At 74.4% G+C, this 18671-nt stretch carries 12 protein-coding genes; 4 read left to right on the top strand and 8 right to left on the bottom strand.

Annotated elements, in window-relative coordinates; all coding sequences use genetic code 11:
• Positions 1-3 precede the first annotated feature (3 nt).
• From ACZ4XX_RS00570 to ACZ4XX_RS00560, 3 genes are all read left to right on the top strand, one after another.
• Positions 4-2328 carry a hypothetical protein gene (locus tag ACZ4XX_RS00570; RefSeq protein WP_468505796.1) on the top strand — a complete coding sequence of 775 codons (2325 nt, stop codon included), beginning with the start codon at positions 4-6 and terminating at the stop codon, positions 2326-2328.
• A 219-nt stretch (positions 2329-2547) separates the two neighbouring features.
• The gene (locus tag ACZ4XX_RS00565) at positions 2548-6066 is read left to right on the top strand and encodes a hypothetical protein (RefSeq protein WP_468505795.1); all 3519 of its coding nucleotides are present in this window, start codon (positions 2548-2550) and stop codon (positions 6064-6066) included.
• 236 nt (positions 6067-6302) lie between these two features.
• On the top strand, positions 6303-7388 hold the full coding sequence (locus ACZ4XX_RS00560) for a branched-chain amino acid aminotransferase (RefSeq protein ID WP_468505794.1): 1086 nt from the start codon (positions 6303-6305) through the stop codon (positions 7386-7388).
• A gap of 48 nt (positions 7389-7436) precedes the next feature.
• On the opposite strand, the gene ACZ4XX_RS00555 is transcribed toward ACZ4XX_RS00560, so the two are convergent.
• The 4 genes from ACZ4XX_RS00555 to ACZ4XX_RS00540 all read right to left on the bottom strand — a co-directional run bounded on the left by ACZ4XX_RS00555 (position 7437) and on the right by ACZ4XX_RS00540 (position 13742).
• Positions 7437-8066 carry a hypothetical protein gene (locus tag ACZ4XX_RS00555; protein ID WP_468505793.1) on the bottom strand — a complete coding sequence of 210 codons (630 nt, stop codon included), beginning with the start codon at positions 8064-8066 and terminating at the stop codon, positions 7437-7439.
• A complete protein-coding gene (locus ACZ4XX_RS00550) occupies positions 8063-12493 on the bottom strand; it encodes an SNF2-related protein (protein ID WP_468505792.1) in 4431 nt (1476 codons plus the stop codon). Before ACZ4XX_RS00550 ends, ACZ4XX_RS00555 begins: the two co-directional genes overlap by 4 nt.
• 191 nt (positions 12494-12684) lie before the next feature.
• Entirely contained in the window at positions 12685-13500 is an 816-nt protein-coding gene (locus ACZ4XX_RS00545; RefSeq protein WP_468505791.1) for a CbtA family protein, read from the bottom strand.
• Positions 13501-13514: 14 nt separating this feature from the next.
• Entirely contained in the window at positions 13515-13742 is a 228-nt protein-coding gene (locus ACZ4XX_RS00540) for a CbtB domain-containing protein (RefSeq protein WP_266899951.1), read from the bottom strand.
• Positions 13743-14078: 336 nt separating this feature from the next.
• Here ACZ4XX_RS00540 and ACZ4XX_RS00535 point away from each other — a divergent pair, with 336 nt between their 5' ends.
• Positions 14079-14651, top strand: a complete 573-nt coding sequence (locus ACZ4XX_RS00535) for a histidine phosphatase family protein (protein ID WP_468505790.1) — start codon at positions 14079-14081, stop codon at positions 14649-14651.
• Positions 14652-14676: 25 nt separating this feature from the next.
• Here ACZ4XX_RS00535 and ACZ4XX_RS00530 read toward each other — a convergent pair whose 3' ends face one another.
• The 4 genes from ACZ4XX_RS00530 to ACZ4XX_RS00515 form a co-directional block, all read right to left on the bottom strand.
• Positions 14677-15777: a FecCD family ABC transporter permease gene (locus ACZ4XX_RS00530; protein ID WP_468505789.1), complete on the bottom strand. Its 1101-nt coding sequence runs from the start codon at positions 15775-15777 to the stop codon at positions 14677-14679.
• Complete coding sequence (locus ACZ4XX_RS00525) at positions 15774-16742, bottom strand: FecCD family ABC transporter permease (RefSeq protein ID WP_468505929.1); 969 nt, start codon at positions 16740-16742, stop codon at positions 15774-15776. The genes ACZ4XX_RS00530 and ACZ4XX_RS00525 overlap by 4 nt, the downstream gene beginning before the upstream one ends.
• An 81-nt stretch (positions 16743-16823) precedes the next feature.
• Positions 16824-17876 carry an iron-siderophore ABC transporter substrate-binding protein gene (locus ACZ4XX_RS00520; protein WP_468505788.1) on the bottom strand — a complete coding sequence of 351 codons (1053 nt, stop codon included), beginning with the start codon at positions 17874-17876 and terminating at the stop codon, positions 16824-16826.
• A 184-nt stretch (positions 17877-18060) separates the two neighbouring features.
• Positions 18061-18651, bottom strand: a complete 591-nt coding sequence (locus ACZ4XX_RS00515) for a TetR/AcrR family transcriptional regulator (protein ID WP_468505787.1) — start codon at positions 18649-18651, stop codon at positions 18061-18063.
• Positions 18652-18671: the final 20 nt, after the last annotated feature.

The raw sequence follows: 18671 nt of genomic DNA, 5'->3' as shown, positions 1-18671 counted from the left end.
CTTATGGACACACACGCTGACAAGCAGCTTCCGATCGTGTCGCGCTCCTACGCGGAGGGGCAGCTGGCCCGTGCCTTCGTCACCGCGCTCCACCACACGGACCCCGCCACGCGGGCGCGTGCCGAAGAACGGGCCGGCGGCTGGCGCCGCGTGCTCGCCGGCATGGCCGACGGCGCGCTGAGGATCGGCTCGCGGACACCGGCGCGCGGTCTGCCCGCCTGGGTGACTCTCGAAGTGCTGCACGGCGGCTTCGCCACGGGCGCCGCTCGCGCCGGCGGCCCTCTCCAGCCGTACGAGGCGGAGGCGGCCCGGAAGGCCGGCGTACCCGAGGACAGGGAAGCCCTCTTCGTCCACTGCCTCACCGAGGAGGGCCTCGCGGAGCTGTGGGCCCTCCTCGACAGCACCTGCTACGCGGTGACCGTCCCCGAGGAAGCCGCGCTGCTCACCGTGGCCTGGCTCGTCAGGGCCGGGGAGACCGACGCCGCCCTCGAACTCGTACGGGAGATACGGCCGTTCGCGGCCATGCTCCGGTTCACCCCGCCCCCGGCCGCCTCCCCGGCGCCCGACACCGACGCCGTCCACCGCCGTACGGTCGCGCAGGCCGGAGCCACGCTGGCGGCCCGCGGCCCCCACCTCGCCGTCGAGACCCAGCGCGAGGCGCTCGGCGTCTGGCGGCCCTTCGAGGACGAACTGCTCGGGCACTGGCTGGAGACGGCCGGCCCCGACCACCGGGTCCTCGACCGCGCACCCGGCACCGGATGGCACGAGCGCGGCGCCGCCCTCCTCGACCGCTACCGCACCCTGGCCCGGGAGCACACCCTGTGCGGTCGCCACCGCGACCCCAAGGGCAACCCCGGGATCCTGCGCGGAGCCCTGGAGGAGACGACGGCCGGGCGCCCGCTCGACGCGCGGCGCCTCGGGCTGCTGCGGCACGCCGTGACCTCGATGGTCCGCAAGCGCGGTCTGCCCGGCTCGGAACGGCACACGGCGGTACGGAGCGCCCAGGCGGCCCAGGCCGCCCTGCCCGCCCACCACGACATCGCACACCTCGTCGCCCACCGGATGACCGGCCTCCCGCAGGAGACCGGCGCGGCCGACGTGCCCCCTCTCGTCGCCCCGGTCACCGAGGCCGAGCAGCGCCGGTCGGGCCTGCCCGCCGGGACCGCCGTGCCGCCCGCGATCCGCCGCGTGGTCGAGACGGCACGGAGCGCGCCGCTCCACACCCTGGTGGAGCTCGGCGTGGTGCCCTCTGCCGAAGTGATGGCCGAGCTGGTTCCGCAGCTCGTCGCCGCCGAGACCGCCGCGGCCTACCCGGACGGGCCGCTGCGCGCCCTGACGGCCGCGAACCACCGGGCGTTCAGCAATCGCCGCTCCCTCCTGATGCTCAACCTGGAGCGGCAGGTCAGGCTCGAGGAACTGCCGTGGGTCCGCGCGGTGTCGGCGCAGCGCGCCTCGGCCACGCGCGTGCGTACCTCCGCGCACACGACGCTGCGCCGACTCGCCGAGGTCGCCGTGGACGGCTTCCCCGGCACCCTGCTGCCCAACCCGCTCGTCCGCGAACTCGCCGTCCTCGCCCGCCGGACCGACCTGGACGCCCCGCTCGTCGAGGAACTCGCCGCGGACATCTTCATGGGCACCTTCAGCCCGAAGTTCCAGGCCGCGGCGGTCGTCGCCGGGGAGCTTCTCGGCGGCGGATCCCTGTACGAGCGGTACTACGGCATCGACTACGCGACCGTCCGTGCCCGGGCGGACGGCGGTCCCGGACGCGGGGCGACCCGGCGGAAGGCCGCGGTGGACGCACCGGAGTTCGCGGCGCTGTGCCATGAGCGGGCCGGTGCGCGCGGTCTCCTCGGCGTCGCGGAGAACGGCACGGTCATCGAACAGTCCCAGATCCTGACGACCCACAACCTCGCCACCCTGGTCCACCGCGTCGGCATCGCGCCCGCCGCCGGCTGGGCGGACCTGGCCCGGCGTTGCTTCGTCACCGTGTGCCGTCTGACGGGGCGGGCGCACCACGAACAGCGCCCGCTCGGCACGGTCAAGGACGCCGCGTACGCATGGCGCCAGATGGTGTTCCACCTGTCGCTGTGCGAGGGGACGGAGGCGGCCGGGGCGGTGGCCTGGACGCACGAGGAGGCGGCACGCCATCCCGCGCACGTGGTTGCCCGGCTGGCACCGGCCCTTGCGGGCCTGCGGCTTGTCGCCGACGGCGGGTCCTTCGCCGCCGACGGCACGGCGGACGCCGGACGGGCGCGCCGACTGACCGGCTGGACCACCACGGGCCGTCACTGGCTGTGCGGCGGGCCGACGGGGCCGGACGTTCGGTGAGCCTGCTCCGGCGGGAGCCGGCGCGGTGGTGAGCCGGTCGGCGGTGAGGCCGCCCCGGGTGCATCGGAGCGGCGGGGCGTGGCCGTTCCGGGTGCAATCGGAGCGGTGGGGAGGCCGTCCGTACGGGGACGTGTGACGTGCGTGCGTCCCGTCCCGGAGCGGCGGCGGCGAACACCCCGTGGCTTCGGGCCTGTCAGTGGTGCGTGCGACGATCCAGTCATGATCGCCTCGCTCGAAGCCCTGGTGCCCGCCCAGGGCAGCACGCACGTCTCGACCACGTACGCCGACTGGGTCGCCGCCCATGATCCGGGCGCAGCCGCGGCGGCCCACGACCTCAACGAGGCCATGGGGGGCGAGCTCAACCGGTCCTGGACGAAGCCCGGCGCGGCCGACGCCGTCGGCGCCGCCGCGGAGCCGGGTGCGGACGGTGCGGCCGCCCCGCTCGCCGCGGCCGACGAGCTCAGCGCGGTCGACGCGATCGGTGCCGCCGGACTTCCCGGCGTGGCCGGAGTGACCGGCACCTGGCCCGTGCTGACCGTCTTCGGGCGCGACCGCGCCGTCGCCGTCGCCCCGGACGGTGTGCGCGGCTCCTGTCGGTTCACGGTGCCGGAGGACGCGACCCTGTTCGCCGTCCACTACGTCGGTGGTTCGTTCCTCGTCAGCTGGAGCCTCAAGCCGAGCCCGTTCTACTGCGACACCGCCGTCTGGGCCGACCGCCCCGACGAGCCGTTCACCCCGGAGGAGCTGGGCGGCCTGGTGCCCTTCGGCGGCAGCCTGGACGGGGCGTACGGCTTCCAGTTCGAGACCGCCGACGGAGGCGGGCGGCACGGCGGCCTCCGGGTGACCCGGCCCGGCGGCACGGAGGGGATCGACCGGGAGGAGCTGCAGCTCGGCGACGGCACCCGGATCTGGACCAACGCCGTCTACGGGCGACAGGACTGGGAGGTCGTCGACCCGGTCACCGGCGAGCGACAGGGCGCGACGCCGCTGCCCGACTTCCCCGGCCGCCCCGCGAGCACCGATCCGGCCCTGGAGCCGTCCGAGGCGGACAAGACCCTCGCCCGCGAGGCGCTGCACCTCGCCCCGCTGCCCGCCGGCATGACCGATTCCCCGCTGGGCAGCCGTGACGGGCTCGTCGGCACCCGGGTGCTCTTCCGCACCCGCTACCGGGACAACGCACCGGACCACTTCCTCCTGGAGAGCATCGACGGCCGCAAGGCCCGCTTCGACATCGACCGGCCCGGGCAGGAGCCCTGGGGACTCTGGGCGGCGCCGGAGGGCGCCGTGGAGGATGTCGTCCTCGCCGAGGCGCGGACCCGAACGGGCGTGCGCGCGTACGCCGCGGACGGGGTCCTGCTGTGGGAGCTGGACGGCCACCACTCGCCCCGCCACCCGCGCGTGAAGCCGCCCCGCCGCCTCACCGCCTCCCACGGCGTGGCCCTGCCGCCCGCCTTCTGGTACCTGCTGCGGACCCGGGACACCGCCGGTTCCACGGCGCTGCGGACCGTGGAACGGACGACGGCCGACACCCTCCTGGCCGCCGCCCTCGACGGCGCGGAGGCACTGCGGGCCGCCGTGGCACGGGAGTTGCCCCAGATCACCGCCCCGGTCCTGGTCGAGGCCGTCGTCGCGGTGGCGGAGCGGGCCGCCCGCGTGGAGGAGCGGCGGCGCGCCCTGCACCGCCGCGTCACCCTGCTGGCCGAGGCACCGCCCGCCGAGCCCAGCCGCGCGGTGCCGGACACCGAGCTGATGCCCGCGCTGTGCGGACTCGTCGTGGACGGGAAGGGCGACACCTGGCGGCGGAGCCGGGACGTCGCCCAGTCCGCGACCCTCAGCGCGCTCGCCGCAGACGGAGCCTGCCTGGCGGGGACGATCGTCGAGGAGGTCAGGCGGCTCTCGCCGCCCGCCCTGCCGCACGACTGGTCGCAACTGCTCGGCGCGATCGACGCCGTCGCCTGGCGTGCGGCGGTCGCACCGACCCCGGACCCGGAGCGGGGCGCCCTGCGCGCGCTCCTGGAGACCTGGGCCGACCAGCCGTTCGCCCGTGAGGGCGGCCGGTGGTGGGTCGGCCGTACGACCGGGGCCGGGCCCCTGGACGGACTGAGGGAGGGCGGGACCGCCGTGGCGTCCGCCGCGCGGTGGGACGCCGGGGAGGCCTGCTGGTTCGTCGCCCCCGCCGGCGAGGCGGCGGACGACGACCCCGTACCGGCGGCGGTCGCCGACGCCCGGCTCGTCCGGATCGACCGGGACGACGCGGCCCGGCTGCGGGCCCTCCTCGCGGCGATCGACGCGCACGGACCGCTCCCCGTCCCGGAGTCGGCCGCGGCGCGGTTCGCCGAACTGACGGGCGTGCGCAGGCCCGTGGCCCGGCTCGTGGTCGCCGGTCTCGTCGGCCGCGCCGACCGGGACGAGGACCGCGCCCTCGCCCGCAAGGCGCCGTACAAGGCCAGTCCGATGACGGTCGAGGCCTACGAGGAGTTCCGCGCCCGCCTCGGCGGCGCCGGCCGGAGGGCCGTCCTCGCGGCCGCGCTGCCCGATGACCCGGCCGAACTGTGGCGGCCCGGTGGCCTCGCCGCGGCCGTGGAGCGGATGGCGGGCGTGTGGCGGGAGCGGATCGGCGTGCTGCCCGCCGTGCACGACGAGGCGGCCGACGCCCTGGAGGCCGATCTCGGCCTCTCCGAGGTGTGGGCACGACGCCTCGCGGACGGCTACGAGGCCGCGGAGGACGAGACGGTACCCGCGGTCGACTGGGATCTCGCGGCACCCCGGTACGGCCTGGGCGCGGAGGTGCGGGCCCTGCCGCCTGCGGGACCCGAGCTGCCCTACGGCACTCCGGTCGGCCTCGCCATCGAGGAGATCGCGAGCGCGCTGGTCTGGGCGTGGACCGACCGGCCCGCCGGCGACCCGGCGGTGGCCGGCGCGACGGCCCTCTACGAGCGGCTGCGTGCCGAGCTGTCCCGTCCGGAGCTCCTCGTCGAGCTGCCCGGCGGGCGGGTCCGGGACACCTCGGCGCGGATCGCCGAGCGGTTCGGGCCCGCGACGCTGCCCGTGTCCCTGGACCGCCGGAAGGAGGAGGGCGAGATGCCGCCCATGACGGCGTACGACTCCGGCCCCCTGGTGGTGTGCGCACCCGGCGGCGACGCCTTCCTGCGGCCCGCCGAGGCCGCCGACCCCGAGGTGTGGCGCCGGGTCCGCGAGACCACCGACCTCGCGGAGGAACTGGACCGTGTGGCACCGCTGCTCGTCGGCGGCGGACTCGACCGGATGATGCGGCGGGCCTGCTCCGGAGCCGTACCGGACGGCGCGTACGAGGCGGATCCCCGGCAGTCCTGCCCGGAGCTGGTGGCGCGCGTGGCCGACGAACTCGGTGCGGGCACCGACGCGGCCGCCCTGTACCTCCAGATCGCGACACTGGCCGTGCCCACCGACCGGAACGTCCGCAGGTGGAACGGCTGGACGACCAAGCGGCACGCGGAGGTCCGGGCGGAACTCGCCGCCACCGGCGCGGTCCTCGAGGCCAAGCGGGCGCGGGCGGGCCGGACGCTGTTCCTGCCCGGCGAGTGGACCGAGCTGAAGTCCCCGCACCTCCCTCTGGAGAAGGTGAAGCTGGACGGCCACCTGGTGCGTCCGATGTGGGGCAACGAGCTTCGTTCCCCGTTCGTACGGGTGCTGCCGACGGCCCCGCTGCACGAGATGTTCGCGGCGGCGTGGGAGCGGGAGCGGGGGCAGCGGGCCTGACCCGGTGGCGGGGGTCCCGGTCCGGTCGTCGCCGAGTCCCGACGAGGTGCTCGGCACCTCGGTCCCGGCGAGGACGGCTCCGGCGACCCCCGCGCCCCGGCGCCTCGGACGTCGCCTTCCGCGGCGTCCCAACTCCCTTGCAACGCACCTCGATCGGCGGCTACGGTGCCGAGCCGTCATCCATCATGGAGTACGCACGTGCCGTCACCGAGCATCCACCGAGAGGGTCACCCGCGATGAGTCTGCGGTTCACGCTTCAGCCCAATCCCACTCCCACGAGTGCCGAGCGGCGCGCCGAGATCCTCACCGACCCCAGGTTCGGCCAGTACTTCACCGATCACATGGCCCGCGCTGTGTGGACGTCGGACCGCGGGTGGAACGACGCGGTGGTCGTTCCGTTCGCGCCGATCCCCCTGCACCCGGGGGCCGCCGTCCTGCACTACGCGCAGGAGATCTTCGAGGGGATGAAGGCCTACCGGCACGCGGACGGATCGGTCTGGACGTTCCGCCCGGAGGCCAACGGCGAGCGGTTCGCCCGCTCCGCCCGGCGCCTGGCCCTTCCCGAACTCCCGCTGCCCGCCTTCCTCGAATCGGTCACGGCGCTCGTCCGCGCCGACGAGGCGTGGGTGCCGACCGGTGAGGAGCAGAGTCTCTACCTGCGCCCGTTCATGTTCGCCTCGGAGGCCTACTTCGGCGTGCGGCCCGCCGCGGAGGTCACGTACATGGTGATCGCCTCGCCCGTCGGCTCGTACTTCTCCGGCGGCGTCAAGCCGGTCTCCATCTGGCTCTCCACGGAGTACACCCGCGCCGGGCGGGGCGGCACCGGGGCCGCCAAGTGCGGAGGCAACTACGCGGCGAGCCTCGCCCCGATGCTGGAGGCCGCAGAGCACGGCTGCGACCAGGTCTGCTTCCTCGACGGCACCGAGGGCCGGTACGTCGAGGAACTGGGCGGCATGAACCTGTTCTTCGTCACCGACGACGGCCGCCTCGTCACGCCGGAGCTCGGCACCATCCTGGAGGGCGTGACCCGTGCGTCCATCCTCGCCCTCGCCAAGGAGACGGGCCTCGACGTCGAGGAGCGGGCCGTCGAGATCACCGAGTGGCAGGAGGGCGCGCGGACCGGCGCGATCCGTGAGGTCTTCGCCTGCGGCACCGGTGCGGCGGTGACCCCGGTCGGGCGTCTCGTCTGGACCGACGGCGAGGTCGTCGCCCCGGACACGGGCGCCGAGGACTCGGTGACGATGCGCCTGCGCCGCCGTCTCGTGGACATCCAGTTCGGCCGGGCCGAGGACCCCCACGGGTGGATGCGGCGCCTTGTCTGACCGCACCGGCCGCGGTGTCGCCGTCCTGGCGTCCCCCTTGTCCCGCCGTCACCCGCGCGTCGCCGTGCGGAGCGCCGTACGAGCGGCCCGGTAGGCCGTCGCCGGGTCGGGGGCCGGGGCGGCGGCCGGCTGCCAGCTGCCGAAGTGCTCCAGGTACGGGTGCCAGAGGCCGTCGGGGCCGTACCGCAGCTGGACCCGGGCGGGTGCGTCGGTGAGGTGGTTGTGATGGCGCTCCACGGGCGCGGTGGGGGAGGGGCGGAGCGGCTGGACGGCGTGCTCGGCGGCGGCCAGCACGTCGGGGTCGGCAGGCAGCGGTGCGAGGCAGGTGGCGACGGCCGGCCGCCCGCCCCACCGGTGGGCCGTGGCGAGATGTCTCATCACGCCGACGGTGCAGCCGAGTGAGAGGGCGGCGCCCTCCAGATGGGTGTCTCCGTGCTGGGCGACGAAGCGCACGATGTCCGCGGTGACGTCGTCGACGCCATCGGCGGCGGCACCGTCGGTCGCGGCGGCATCCGCCGCGGAGCCTTCCGCGGGCGGGCCGCCGGCGCTGTCCAGAAGGGCCGCCGCGCGAAGTGCCGCGTCGGCGACGAGCGTGCGCAGTGCGTCGAGTCCGGGGAGCGGCGCCGGTGGAGGATCGGTGAGGCCGCCCAGTACGGATGTGGGTTCGGTGGAGGTCACGAGGGGTCTCCCAGGCTGACGAGGTCGACGAGTTCCCGGTCCGAGAGCCGGGCGATTCCGGCGTCACCCGTCCCCAACACCGTCTCCTGCAACGCCCTTTTGTGGGCGAGTAGTTGGTCGATCCGGTCCTCGATCGTGCCGCGGGTGACGAGACGGTGGACGGTGACGGTCCGCCGTTGCCCGATCCGGTGCGCGCGGTCGGACGCCTGGTCCTCCACAGCGGCGTTCCAGCTGCGGTCGAAGTGCACGACGTGACTGGCCCGGGTCAGCGTGAGGCCGGTGCCGCCCGCCTTGAGGGAGAGTACGAACAGTGGTGAGCGACCCGCCTGGAAGGCGTCGACGAGCTCCTGTCGCCGCCGGGTGTCCAGGCCGCCGTGGAGGAACAGCGGGCGATGGCCGAGGTGCGTGAGGTGCTCGGTGAGCAGCCGGCCCATCGTCACGTAGCTGGTGAAGACGAGCGCCGCCTCCCCGCGCGCGGTGATCGACTCGACGAGCTCGCCGAGGGCTTCCAGCTTGGCCGACCGCGCGGTGAACTCCCCTGCCCCGGACGGGCCGGGATGCTCCTCACCCCAGTAGTGCGCGGGGTGGTTGGTGATCTGTTTCAGGGCGGTGATCAGCTTGAACACCAGGCCGGAGCGGGCGAGGGCGGGGGAGTGGGCGAGCTGCTCCATCGCCTCGCGGACGACGGCCTCGTAGAGGGCGACCTGCTCCGCCGTGAGCTCGACGATCCGCCGGGTCTCGACCTTCGCGGGCAGTTCGGGGGCGACGTGCGGGTCGGTCTTCCGGCGGCGCAGGAGGAACGGCGCGATCAGCCGCGCCAGGGCACGGGCGGCCGGGCCGTCCGGGTCGCGTTCGGCGGCGGCCGCGTACCGGGACCGGAAGGTCTTCAGCGGGCCGAAGAGGCCGGGGTTGGCCCAGTCGATCAGGGTCCACAGCTCGGAGAGGTTGTTCTCGACCGGGGTGCCGCTCAGCGCCAGCCGGGTGGTGGAGGTGAGCGCGTGCAGACGGCGGGCGGTGGAGGAGGCGTGGTTCTTGGCGTGCTGCGCCTCGTCCGCGATCACCATGTCCCAGACGCGGGAGGCGAGTTCGTCGTCGCGGCGCAGGACTCCGTACGTGGTGAGGACGACGGCCCGCTCCCCGGGAACGCCCAGGCTGCGCCGGGTGCCGTGGTGGACGGTGACGTCGAGCTGGGGGGCGAACCGGCGGAACTCCCGTTCCCAGTTGGTCACGAGCGACGACGGGCACACCACCAGGACCGGGCCGCGCCGCCCGCTCTCGTACCGGTGCAGGGTGTACGCGATGGCCGTCAGGGTCTTGCCGAGTCCCATGTCGTCGGCGAGGACCGCGCCGAACCCGATGCCGCCGGTGTGCGCGAGCCAGGCCAGCGCCCGCGCCTGATAGGCGCGGAGAGTCGCCGCGAGCCCGGCGGGCGCGGCCACCGGGGGCGCGTGCTCGCCGCGGCGCAGGATGTCGACGACGGCAGCGAGGCCGCCGTCCGCCCGGCACGGCACCGTCCGGCCGTCGACGCTCACGGTGCCGGTGAGGGCCGCGGTGAGTGCGTCGATCCCGGCGAGCGGGCCGATCTCCCGGCGGCGTACACGCGCGACCGTGAGGGGGTCGAGCAGCACCCAGCGGTCCCGGACCCGGACGAGGGGCCGGGCGGCCTCCGCGAGTGCGTCCATCTCGGCCTCGCTCAGCACGTCGTCACCGAGCGCGAACCGCCAGCGGAAGTCGAGCAGTGCCTGGAGGCTGAAGCGGGGTGCGCCGCCCGTGGAGTGGGGACCGGGGGCTTCGCCCGCGGTGACGCCGTGCTCCGCCCCGACCACCGTGTGGGCGGAGAGCAGCTCACGCAGTCCGGGTGGCCAGCGCAGCAGCAGGCCCTCGGCCGCCAGCTCCGTCTCGGCTTCGAGGAGCCGCGCGATCCCCGTGGCGTCCGCGACCAGCCGATCGGGCGAGGTGACCAGCCCGGCCAGGAGCCCGCACCGCCGGGCCGCGCGCCGGAGCCGGAGACGTACGCGCACCCGCAGGTCGTACGGCTCGACACCCGCCACCGGCTCGCGCGCCGTCCCGAGATGCCCGGCGGCAACCTCCTGGCCCGGCTTGCCTGGGTCGACGGCGACGAGCAGGCGACCGGTCAGCCGTCCGGCGGCGGCCTCCTCCTCGGACGGTGCGGCGAACTCGACGACGAGTCCGGGCGGCGGCCCGGAGTGCAGCCGGTCCTCGACGGCGTCCAGCCAGGGCCGGACCGCCGCGGCCTCCGCCTCGGGGAGCGGACCGCCGGCCGGCCCGAGGAACGGTCCGGTGCCGAAGAGGACCGAGGCCGGGGGACGCAGCATCGTGTCGGCCAGGGCGTCGAGGAAGGCCGGTACGACGTCGAGGGCGGCCGGGAACCGACCCCCGTCGGCGACGACACGAGCCCGGGGCGTCATACGGCGGGCGAGCTCCTCCACGGCATGCGTGAGGGCGACCGGCAGGGGTCCCAGCCGCCACCGGTCGGTCCCGTCCGGGGTGAGCGCCGGATGGACGAGCCCGGCGGCGACCGCCCGGAGTCCGAGCCGGGCCGCCTGCTCCCACTCCAGCGCCGTCGGATGCCACCCGGCGTCCCGGTCCCTGCGCAGCAGTACGGGTACGGCATCGGCGAGTGGAACCCGCCACCCGACCACGTGCACGGGGGAGGTCGCCGGGGCCACGAGGAGGGAACGGCGTGCCGAGGACAGCGGCGTCGGGAGGTCGACATCCGGCAGCGGAGCCCCGTCGGCCCGGTGGAGCAGCAGCGCGGCGGGTGCGCTGCCGCCGGGCAGGAAGGAGACGGCGCACCCGGCCGCGAGGGCTTCCGCGACGACGTCGCCGACCGCGATCCGTAACGCGGAGCCGGGAGCCGGACCGGGAGCCGGAGCCGGAGTGGGAGCCGGAGCCGGAGCCGGAGTCGGAGTGGGAGCCGGAGCCGGAGCAGCGCCCTGGGCCGGACCGGGACCGGGAGCCGCGCCCGCACCCACGGCAGGACCCGGACCGGAACCAGCACCCGAGCCCGAGCCCGGAGTCGCGGTCCGGCCCGGTACGGTCGGCTCGCCGTCGGCGGACCGTGGCGTCGGCACGGACGGTCGTCCACCCGTCCGCTCCGGGGGAGTGGACGGGGCGTCGTGAGCGACCAGTTCCTCCATCAGCGCCGACGCGGCGCCGCGGCGTGCCTCCGCCCGTGTCTTCGCCCGGCGGGTGACGGACACCTCCGCCCCCGTACGGACGAGGGTGCAGGTGTAGGTACAGGCGACGCTCTTCGGTGCGACCGCGAACGTGGACTCCGGCTTGGAGATGACCTCCAACTGGGTGTACTTGTTGAGGTACTTCACCGGATCCTGTCCTGTCGGCACCGGCTGGATCCGCACCGCACGCGACGGGCCTCCGCCGTCGGGCGCCCGTTCCGCGTCCGGCTCCGGAAGCCCGGCGAGCTCGGCCAGGAGGGCGACCGCGCCGAGGTGCACGGCCTGCCGCCGGTCGCGTGCGGTGCGTTCCGCGCCGTGGACCGTGCCGCCGCCGCCCGCGCCCGCGTTGCCGTCCCGGCCCTCCCAGCTCCAGCCGCAGGAGAAACCCCCGTCGGAAGCGGTGACCGTGTTCCGGAGTTCGGCCCCCTCCTCGTCCGCCCGCCAGCGCAGCAGCGTGGCCGCCGAGTTCTGCATCCGCGCCGCGAGCCCCAGGGCCCGTACGCGCACCTCGCGCCACGCCGGACCCCGCGCACCGAACAGCAGCAGATGGACGTCACGGTGTCGCAGCCGCGCCGAGCCCGCCCTGCGGACGACCTCGGCCGCCAGCTCCTCGCCCGGCGCGTCCCGCGTCGACACGCGGGTGCGGAGCAGCGACTCGAAGGCCTCCGTCCCCATGCCCGGCAACGTCAGCCGTGTGCCGCCGGTCTCCCCCGCCGAATCCCCCGCCGTCCCCTCGACGCCGGCGAGGCGGCGGAGCATCGCGTCGGCGGCGGACCTGCGGGCGAGGGCCGCGGTCCGGGCGGTCCGCGCCGGGCCCGTCACCTGGGCGTCGCCTGGGCCGAGCCGTACCGCCGCGGTGTGCAGGACGTGTCCGTCGGGATGGTGCTCGGCGGACTCCTCGTACGTCGGAGGCGGCCAGAACTCGAGCTGCGCGTGTGCCACGAGGATCTGCTGCGGAACCTCCGGCGTGCCGCGCAGGCCCTCGACCGCGAGGCGGCGGGCGGCCCGCCACACCGGGTCGTCGTCGGTGACCAGGAGGAGCATCCGCAGGTCCCGCTGGGTCAGGTGCCCCGACCGTGCCAGGCTCTCGGCCTCGGACACGACGTGGGGGTCCGAACGGCCCGTCACGACAGCCCGCTTGGCCCGCTCGTGCCACGCGGGCCGCACCCGGGTGTCCGCGGGAACCGGCTGTCGGACGTCGTCGGCCGACGGGGAACGACCAGCCAAGAGGGGATCCTCCGTACACATAACGTGATGAGACGTGCGCGCTCAGTATACGGAGGCAGGGGTTCGCGATCTTCCAACGGCGTTCGCGCCGACCGTGGTTGTCCGGTGAACGCGGAACCGCCCCGTACGCCGGGGCGTACGGGGCGGTCGGTGAGCGGTCTGTGCGGGGTCGTGCGTGGTCGTGCGGGCGGTCAGCCCGGGATCGGCGCCGCGGCCGGGGCCGGGGCCCCGGCGGTGGACGCCCGGACGGCGAGGACCTTCTGGGCGAGGACGCCGAAGACCACGCCGAACGCCGCCCACAGCACGGCCTGGACGGCCAGCGAGGCCAGCCTGAACTCCCAGAGCAGCGCGGCGGGGAAGCCCGCCTTGACGGCGTCGTCGTTCGCGGGGAGCAGCGCGAAGGCGACACCGGTCACGACGACGAACCCGGCCGCGGCGACCAGGGTCGCGTTCCAGTTGCCCAGGCGCGGTGCGAGGCGCCGCCCCGCGATCACCGCGGCGAGCCCGAGCAGCACACTGAGCAGGATCATCAGGAAGAACAGGGTGGTGCGCTTCCCGATCGTGTCCGGATTGCCGACGGCCGGCGGGGTCGCCGGATACTTCAGGAACGGCACCAGGTAGACGGTGGTGAACGCCGCCGCCGCGGTGAGCGCCGCCGTCGCCCGCGGGCTGAACCGGCCGATGCGGCCGAGCGCGAAGGAGAAGGCGAGCGCCGCGATGCCGCCGAGCGCCACCCCGTACACGAGGACACCGGTGGCCAGGCCGAAGGTCGACTGGACGGGGCGGCTGACCGCCTCCTCTTCCTCCGCGGCTTCCGCGGCGGCCGTGCCGCCGTGCCCGGCATGGGCCTCGGGAGCCGCGTGCGCCTCCTGGGCCTCCTCGACGGCGATCGCACCGTCCACGGGAGGCTCACCCACGACGTAGGCGACGGCGAAGGCGAAGAGACCGGCGATCAGGCCCGCGAGCATGCCACGGACCAGCAGGGATCTGACAGTTGAGGCGTGCATGTGCGTAGCGCCTCTCAGTGGCAGGGGAAGCCGAGCAGATGACGACCGTCGTGCACCCACTCGTGCACGTCGGAGCCCGCGATCAGGGACGTGGCACCCTGCTCCGCGCCCACGAAGTACAGCGCGATCAGCGCGAGAAGGCCGACGAAGAAGGCCCAGGGGAGAACGGCCCGGACGGGCAGCGGGGCCGGAACGGCCACGGAAGGGGCGGATACGGCAGCGGAGACGACAGCCTCGGCCATGATGGAACCTCCTGCGGGAACTCGCGTCCCGGACGGTGGTGCAGGACGACGGTCCACGGGTCTGACTCACCGTGGCACCGCCTCCGAGAAGGAAGGGCGGCGCCCGGCTCACAGTGGCGCGACCGTGCCGGATTCTCACCGGACTTCCGTCTCGCCGTCGTCACGCTGTTCAAATGTCGCCCGACCGTACCGCGCACCGGGTGAGCCGCCAAGGGCGTGAGGCCTGAATCACGTTCGCGCTCCCCCCGGGGGTGGTGAGCCCGGTTCGGCACGGTCGGCACGGAGGCCCGGCGCTACCCTGGGCGCCGCCCCAGGACCCGACCGAGAAGGAAGCCGATGACCGTCCGGCTGACGCTGATCTCACCCGCCACGAGCGGATCGCCGCGTGACGTCGGGTTCGACGACGACACTCCCCTCGACCCCGAGGGGATCGCCCGGGCCGAGTCCGTCGCCTCCGCCGTCGACCCGTCCTCGCGCGCGTACTCCTCGCCCTCGGCACGCTGTCGTCGGACGGCGGAGGCCCTCGGTCTCTCGGCGGAGGCGGTGACCGCGCTCGCCGGCTGCGCCATGGGGCGGTGGCGGGGACGGACCCTCGCGGCGGTCGCCGCCGCAGAGGAGGCGGAGCTCGGCGTCTGGCTGTCCGACCCGGCCGCGGCACCCCACGGCGGGGAGTCCTCACGCGCGTTGCGGATACGGGTCGGGGCCTGGCTCGACGGACTGCGGGCAGGCTCGGGGCGCGTCACGGTCGTCGCCGAACCGGACGTGATCCGCGCCGCCCTCGTCCACGCCCTCGGGGCACCGGACGAGGCGGCCCGGCGGCTCGACGTACGCCCCCTGACCGCCGTACACCTGAGCGGGCGCGCCGAGCGCTGGAACCTGCGCGTCGGCGACCCGCTCGGGCCCGCATAGGCCCCCTCGGCGGAGGCCCTCCCGGTCAGGCGGCGGGACGCCTCCACTCACGCAGCAGCAGATAGCCCAGGTACGCGCCGCCGACGGCCATCGTGTACAGACCGACGGGCAGGTCGTCGAAGAGCGGCAACTGCTGCGCGGTCAGGTCGGCCAGGACCAGCAGCAGGGCCCCGAGCAGGGTGGACATCACCAGGTGCGGGCCGCCGCTGCGGGTGACCCGCTTGGCGATCTGCGGCGCGGTCAGGGAGATGAACGCGATCGGTCCCGCCACACTGACGGCTCCGGCGGAGAGGACGATCGACAGCGCGACCGCCCAGGTCGCCGTCCGGCCCGGACGGGCCCCCAGACCGGTGGAGAGGTCGTCGCCCATCTCGCCGATGCTCAGCGGCCGGGCGAGGAGCGCCGCGAGGGGAAGGGAGACGAGCAGCACCGTCCAGATGGTCGCCGCGTCGTCCCAGGAGCGGGCGGAGAGGCTGCCGTTGATGTAGGCGGTCAGGGCGCTGGCCTTGTCGCGCTCGACGGCGTACACCACGTACTGGGTCAGTGCGGTCGCCATCGCGGCCACGCCGATACCGGCCACCACGAGCCGTCCCGGGCTGCGGAACCCGGTCCCGGTGGCGAGGAAGACGACCGTCATCGCCAGGATCGCGCCGAGCAGGGCGCCGACGGCCACCGGCATGACGTCGGGCAGGAACAGGGCGGCGGCCGCCGCTCCCGCTCCGGCTCCGGCGCCGAGCCCGATCACGTCGGGACTGCCCAGCGGATTGCGGGTGACGGACTGGAACAGGGCCCCGGACAGGCCGAAGGCCGCGCCGGTGGCGATGGCCACCACCAGCCGCGGGCCGCGCAGCCGGTTGAGGACGAAGGCGTTCTTGCCGGTGGCCTCGCCCACGAGTGCCGACGGCAGATCGGGCAGGTCGATCCCGAGCCGGCCCATCGACAGCGTGGCCACGGCGGCGGCGAGGAGCAGCAGCAGGGAGACCACGGCTGCTGTCACCGTGGTGCGGCGCACGGGCACGGCGACCCAGGGGCCGATCCGCAGCACTCCGCGGCCCGCGGGCCGCGGAGTGCGCGGCTTCGTCACCTCCGTGCTGTCCGGAGAGTCGGTCCGGTCGGCGGTCTTCATCCCGCTCCCCTCATACGGCGAACGGCGAAGAGCAGGGCGGGCGCACCGACGAAGGCGGTGACGACCCCGACCATGAGTTCCTGCGGGCGGAGCACGATCCGGCCGATGACGTCGGCGAACAGCAGCAGCGTCGGCCCCGCGAGGGAGGTGAGGAGGATCTGGGCCCGGAAGTCCGCGCCCACGAGTACCCGGACGACGTGCGGGACCGCGAGGCCGACGAAGGCGATGGGCCCGACGGCCGCGGTCGCGGCCGCGGCGAGCAGCGTCGCCGCGAGCAGTCCTGCGCCCTTGACGCGGGCGGGGCTGATGCCGAGGGAGGCGGCCTTGTCGTCGCCCATGGCCATGGCGTTGAGCCCCGGGGAGAGCAGCAGGGCGAGCAGGAAGCCGGCCGCGGCGAACGGCAGGACTGCCCAGAAGGCGTCGAAGCCGCGACCGCCGAGCGCGCCCACCACCCAGTAGCGGTACGTGTCGAAGACCTGCGGCTTGGACAGGGCGACGGCCTGGATGAAGGCGGCGAGGACGGCGGAGAGCACCGCGCCGGCGAGCACCAGACGGACCGGTCCGCCGCCGCCGCCGGCGGTGCCGACGACATGGACGACGACACCGGTCAGGAGGGCGCCGACGAGGGCCCACCAGATCGTCTCCCGCTGCCCGGAGGCGCCGAGGAACGCGGTCGCGGCGACGATGCTGGCGGACGCGCCCGCGTTGATGCCGAGAAGTCCCGGCTCGGCGAGCGGATTGCGCGTGATGCCCTGCATCAGGGTGCCGGCGACGGCGAGGCAGAGACCCGCGAGCACACCGAGGGCGGTGCGCGGGTAGCGGCTCTCGATGACGGTACGGGTGTACTCGTCGCCGCCGCCGGTGATGACCCGCAGGACGTCACCGGCGGACGTCGGCTTGCTGCCGAACATCACGCTGGCGAGCAGGGCCAGAGCGAGCAGGGCCAGGCACAGGGCGGTGGCCATGACATGCCGGCCAAGGCCCCGCCGTTGTACGGCGGGGCCTTGGCCGGTCTGGGAGAGAGTGGTCACGCCGGGGACCCGTGATTACTTCCCGGCCTTGGCGACGGCCTTGTCGATCATCGGGAGGTAGCGCTCGATGCTGTACGGCACCGTCAGCGGGTTGATCATCGAGGAGGCGGTGACGAAGGGCGTGTCGTGGCTGTAGACGAGCGCGTCCTTCTTCACGGCGGGGATGGCCGCGTACAGCGGCTGGGCCTCGACGGTCTTGCGGGACTTCTCGTCCATGTAGAACGTGAAGGCGATGTCGCTCTTCGCCAGCTTGTTGGCGTTCTCCAGGCCGATGAGGGCGGAGTCGGTGCCCTCGGTCTCCGGGAAGGTGTTCACGATCGGGTCGACCTTGAGGCCCAGCTTGGAGACCATCGCCACGCGCTGCTCCTCGGGCTTGAAGATGCCGAGGGTGCCGGGGCCGGTGTTGTAGATGTACGAGAACGTGACGTTCTTGTAGTGGGGGCGGGAGGCGGCCGCGTCGGCGAGCTGCTTCTCGATCTTCGACTCGAGGTCCTTGGCCTTCTCCGGCTGACCGAGCGCCTTGGCGATGATCTCGATCTGCTGGTCCCAGTTCGTGCTCCACGCCTTCTCGGGGTAGGCGACGGTGGGAGCGATGTCCTTCAGGATGTCGTACTGCTTCTGCGTCAGACCGGACCACGGGGCGAGGATGACGTCGGGCTCGAGCTCGGTGATGGCCTCGATGTCGAGCTCCTCGCCGCCCTTGAACTGCTTGGGCAGCGTGGCGCCGGACTTCTTCACCGCGTCGTGGATCCAGGGGAGGTAGCCGCTCTTGTCGCTGCCCCAGGGGTACTCCTCGATGCCGACCGGGACGTTGCCGAGGGCGATGGCGGTCTCGGCCGAGCCCTGACCGAGGGTCACCACGCGCTTCGGCTTGTCCTTGATGACGGCCGAACCGAGGGCGCTCTTGATGGTCACGGGGAAGGCACCCGCCGGGGCCTTGCTCGCCGACCCTGCCGCGTCGTCCTTTTTGTCGTCCGAGCCGCACCCGGTCACCATCAGGCCGAGCGAGACCGCGGCGGTGCCCGCCACGAGAACGCGACGGCGAAGGGGGGTGAACACAGAAGGCATGGTGGATCCTTGTCTCCGGGCAGGGGGATGTACGAGGCCCCGACTGACGGCCCCACAGACGGATGTCCGCGGGGCGGCGATCAGCTCGAAGCTTGTTAGGTGAGCCTAACCTATTCCTGCCTGGGCTCCGGCGCCAGGGGGTTCGCTCTCGATGTGATCGACACGGCACCCAGCCGCCGAATCCCTACGGTGCGACGGCCTTCCGCAGGGTCCGCAGGCACAGGGAGAGGGCCGTGTGCTTGGGGGTGCCCTGGTCGCGCGCCTGCATCCAGGCCGCGTAGAGCAGCGCCCACAGGACGTCCTGGAGCCAGCTGACGTCGACCTCGGGGTCGAGCGTCCCGTCCTTCTGCCCGCGCCGGATGAGGGCGAGCAGGGCCAGGTCGGCCGCGGACTCCTCCTCGATGCCGGACCACGCCACGAACTGCGGCACGTCGTACAGCAGCAGCAGTCGGTCGCCGAGTTCGAAGTACTCCAGGCAGAGCCGCTCCAATGCCTCCGGTGCGGGCCCGTCGTCGAGCCGTGCCCGGTCGACCGCCGCCGCGACCCGGTCCCGCACGTCCGTCCCGATCGCGGCGAGCAGGTCGGAGCGCTCGGGGAAGTAGCGGTGGACGGTGGTCCGTCCCACCCCGGCGGCCTCGGCCACGTCGCCGAGCGAGGCGCCGTGGTCGGCGGTGAGCACGGAGACGGCGGCGTCCAGGATCGCGCGCCGGGTGCGGGCGCGGGTGGCGCTCTCGCGGGTGGCCGCGCCGGGCGCGGGAGTGTCGTCGGACCCCATGCGCACACGGTAACCCCTCA

Source organism: Streptomyces sp. NPDC029956 (assembly GCF_055574655.1).
The sequence above is the reverse complement of the archived record's forward strand: the minus strand, read 5'-3'. Positions and strand labels throughout refer to the sequence as shown.